3 protein-coding genes are annotated in these 3,496 nt (G+C 65.3%); 2 read left to right on the top strand and 1 reads right to left on the bottom strand.

Translation table 11 applies throughout. The annotated features are described in order from the left end of the window. The coding region (locus EN984_RS27150) for a caspase domain-containing protein (protein ID WP_206517486.1) at positions 1-1,260 on the bottom strand (1,260 nt) is incomplete at its 3' end. A gap of 129 nt (positions 1,261-1,389) precedes the next feature. On the opposite strand from EN984_RS27150, the gene EN984_RS27145 reads away from it, so the two are divergent. Both EN984_RS27145 and EN984_RS27140 read left to right on the top strand, forming a co-directional pair. Then, entirely contained in the window at positions 1,390-2,340 is a 951-nt protein-coding gene (locus EN984_RS27145; RefSeq protein ID WP_027039038.1) for an AEC family transporter, read from the top strand. A gap of 191 nt (positions 2,341-2,531) precedes the next feature. Beyond that, the coding region (locus tag EN984_RS27140) for an aldehyde dehydrogenase family protein (RefSeq protein WP_206517485.1) at positions 2,532-3,496 on the top strand (965 nt) is incomplete at its 3' end.

Raw genomic sequence — 3,496 nt, 5'->3', positions numbered from 1 at the left:
ATCGACCGCATCGTTGGTCTGCTCGACCCGGCCGACCGCATCGTCGAGGAATTTGCGCGCCGTCACGATGGCGCCCTGGCCGATCGCCTTGTCGGCGGAAGCGACAAGCCGTTTGATCTCCGGATCGTCGGTGCGCAGTGCTGCACGCTCGGACATCATCTTCTTCAGGCGCTCGGCCTGGGCGTCGAGCACCTTTTGCAGGTCGGTCGGGTCTTCGGGGATCTTTTCCGTGCCGAGCGCCTTCAGCACGCCATAAAGCGCGTCGAGCGGCACGCCTTCCTGCAGCGAGGCCAGTTCCACCTGCGCCCGTTTCGGGTCGGGCAGGCCGGAAATCGTCAGCAGGAGCTGGCGCCTTTCGCCTGTGATCAGTCCGTCGTCGCCGGTCGGCTCCACTGGTGCGACGCCGAAATAGAGCAGCCGGCGCAGGCTTTCATTGATCCAGGGACGCTGCTTCGCTTTTGTGTCGAGATAGACCTCCTCGGTCACCATGCGCATGACCGAGCCGAATTCGGTGCCCTTCATCGCCGCGAGGTGGCGCAGCAGGGCGGACGCGTAAGGGCTGTTTTCGCCGGCGGCGCCATCAAGTGCAGGATGACCCGGTTCTGCGGCAAAGCCGACCACTGTACCCAGGCTCGCGTCGGCCGCCGGTGCATTGCCGAGCGCCTTGGCGCCGCGCACCGGCTCCAACCCGCCGGCGCCTATGGGCGAGGCGGAAGCGGTCGGTGAGCGCCGTACCATGGCATCCGCGGGGAATGGATTGGTGCGGCAGGCATCGAGCAGCATGATCGTCACCGGCACTGTCTTTTTCAATGCCTCCATGACGGCCGATATCGGCACAAGGCTGGTGCCGGCATCCTTCAGCGACGGGACGTCGGCATCGACCGGAACCAGATAGTTTTCGCCGCCGGCCTCGATGCCATGACCGGAGTAGTAGATGAAGGCGACATCGGCGCCGTCGGCATCTTCGGTGAACCGCTCCAGGTCGCGCTTCAGCTTGGTGGCGTCGCGGTCGGTGACGCTGCGGGCGTCGAAGCCAAGGTCGGTCAGCATCTTGGCCATGTCGCGGGCGTCGTTGGCGGGGTTGGGCAGGGCGGCGATGTGCAGGTAATTCGACTGGCCGATGATCAGCGCCACGCCCTTAAGGCTTTTCGTCTCGGCAACTGCAAGCGCGGTCGCGGCAAGGCAAAGCAGTGCGGCGACGATAGCCGTCAGCCATGCCCGCCGCAAACGACTAAGGTTCGAGAGTCCGACAAAAGCCATTTGTCGTTCGTGTCCGCCCTGATGATCCAACCCTCTATAACGCTGCCAGCCGACGATGATCAAATTCAGGCGCGATTGCGTCGCGGTCGTGGCTCGCCTATCACGGGAAATTCGCCCGTCACGGTAAAAATGTCTCCGCTCACCGAAACCGTCCTTTTCGTCTTCAGCCTTGTCGCGCTCGGCTATCTCGCCGGGTTTACCGGCTATTTGAAGCCAGCGAGCGGCGAGGGGATATCGGAATTTGCCATCAACGTGGCGATGCCGCTGCTTCTGTTCCAGACAATGGTGAAGTCCGATTTCCACGGCGTGGCGCCATGGTCGCTGTGGGGCGCCTATTTCGCCGCGGTCGCCATCACTTGGGCCGCCGGCCATCTGGTCACCACCCGTATCTTCGGCAGGGATGCCCGCGCCGGCGTCGTCGGCGGGGTTTCGTCCGCCTTTTCCAATATCGTGCTGCTCGGCGTTCCCTTCATTCTTGGCATCTTCGGCCCGAGCGGCTTCGAAGTGCTGTCGCTGCTGGTCTCCGTGCATCTGCCGATCATGCTGATGGCCTCGATCGTGTTGTTCGAAGTCTTCGGCCGCGGCAGCGGCGAACCCGTGCATCCCTTGCGCGTTATCCGTAGCTTCCTCAGGCGGCTTTTCATGAATCCGTTGATCATCGGCATTCTGGCAGGCCTTGCATGGCGCATCACGGGTGCGCCGCTGCCTGATGTCGCCATGCGCCTGGTCGATGCGCTGGCCGATACGGCCGGTCCGGTGGCGCTGTTTGCCATGGGGCTCAGCCTGCGCCGCTTCGGCATTTCGGGCAATGTCAGGCCGGCGTTGGTGCTTTCGGTGCTGAAGCTGTTCCTGATGCCAGCGCTGGTCCTGGTCTTCGTCTGGCTGCTCGGCTTGCCGCCCTTGACGGCCAAGGTGGCGGTGATGGTGGCCGCGATGCCATCCGGCGTCAATTCCTATCTGATCGCGGTGCAGTTCAACACCGGCCAGGCGTTGGCGTCGAACCAGATGACCATCGCCACGGCCTGCGCCGCCGTCACCACCGCTTTCTGGCTGACTGTTGTCTTGCACGTTTTCGGGTAAGGCATCGGGGTAAGCACGTCGCCTGCTCTCGTCTCGCTGTGGCCCAAGCCCTATATGCCATCTTGCGATTGCTTGCGGGCCTTGCCCTCGGTAAAGAGCAGTGGCTCCGGCGTGCCGGCTTCAGTCCATGGCGCACGCTCACCGAAGATTTCACAGACCGGCCCGTCAGGGCGCTGAACGGAGGATAGACCATGCTTCAGAAAACCAGCCATTTCATGCGGCAGGCCAATCTCATCAACGGCGAGTGGGTGCAGGCCGACAGCGGCCAGACGGTCGACGTCAACAATCCGGCCACCGGTCTCAAGATCGGCACCGTGCCGAAGTCGGGCAAGGCCGAGACGCGCCGCGCCATCGAGGCCGCCGCCGTCGCCTTCAAGTCGTGGCGCAAGACCACCGCGCTCGAGCGCTCGAAGCTGCTGCGCAAGCTGCATGACGCGATGATGGACAATCAGGACGTGCTGGCCGAACTGCTGACCATCGAGCAGGGCAAGTCGCTGTTCGAATCGAAGGGCGAGATTGGCTCCGCCGCCGCCTATATCCTGTGGTTCGCCGAGGAAGGCCGCCGCACCTATGGCGATGTCGTGCCCTCACCATGGGCGGACCGCCGCATCCTGGTGACCAAGGAGCCGGTCGGCGTCATTGCCGCCATCACGCCATGGAATTTCCCGTCCTCGATGCTGGCTCGCAAACTCGGCCCGGCGCTCGCCGCCGGCTGCACCGCGGTGGTCAAGCCGGCGTCGCAGACGCCGTATTCGGGTCTCGCCTGGGGCGCGCTCGCCGAGGAAGTCGGCTTCCCCAAGGGCGTCGTCAACATCCTGACCGGTTCGGCCAGCGAGATCGGCGACGAGATCTGCGCCAATCCGCTGGTGTCGAAGATCACCTTCACCGGATCGACCGAAGTCGGCAAGCTTCTCATCCAGAAGTCGTCGGTCACCGTCAAGAAGGTATCGATGGAGCTCGGCGGCAACGCGCCGTTCATCGTTTTCGACGACGCCGACCTCGAGCGCGCGGTCGCCGGTGCGATCACCGCCCCCCCCCCCCCCCCCCCCCCCCCCCCCCCCCCCCCCCCCCCCCCCCCCCCCCCCCCCCCCCCCCCCCCCCCCCCCCCCCCCCCCCCCCCCCCCCCCCCCCCCCCCCCCCCCCCCCCCCCCCCCCC

The organism is Mesorhizobium sp. M7A.F.Ca.CA.004.12.1.1, from assembly GCF_003997835.1.
GTDB lineage: Bacteria > Pseudomonadota > Alphaproteobacteria > Rhizobiales > Rhizobiaceae > Mesorhizobium.
This window is presented reverse-complemented; position numbering and strand designations above follow the sequence as displayed.